Source organism: Pseudomonas sp. HMSC066A08, from assembly GCF_001813025.1.
GTDB lineage: Bacteria > Pseudomonadota > Gammaproteobacteria > Pseudomonadales > Pseudomonadaceae > Pseudomonas > Pseudomonas aeruginosa.
Window position 1 is genome coordinate 1 of record NZ_KV811191.1, and the last position, 206, is coordinate 206.

Here is a 206-nt window from a genome sequence, read left to right on the forward strand (position 1 = left end):
GGGTTGCCATCACAATGCCATCTACATAAGAATATAAGATCTGTCGTTTTCTATCAGCCACCAAATAGGTCATTGGCACAAAGAAAGCAAGGGAGCTTAAGATATATAACGAGCCAGGGAAAAAAATTAACCAACCAATCAAGGTTGTTATTTTAAAGTCATCACGTTTATATATGTCATCATTATAATAATAGAATAAATATTCT

General features: G+C 33.0%; 1 protein-coding gene. It reads right to left on the bottom strand.

Features of this window, described 5'->3' with window-relative positions; translation table 11 throughout:
* A partial coding sequence (locus HMPREF2886_RS34775) for a hypothetical protein (protein ID WP_218189062.1) occupies positions 1-206 on the bottom strand: 206 nt, incomplete at both ends.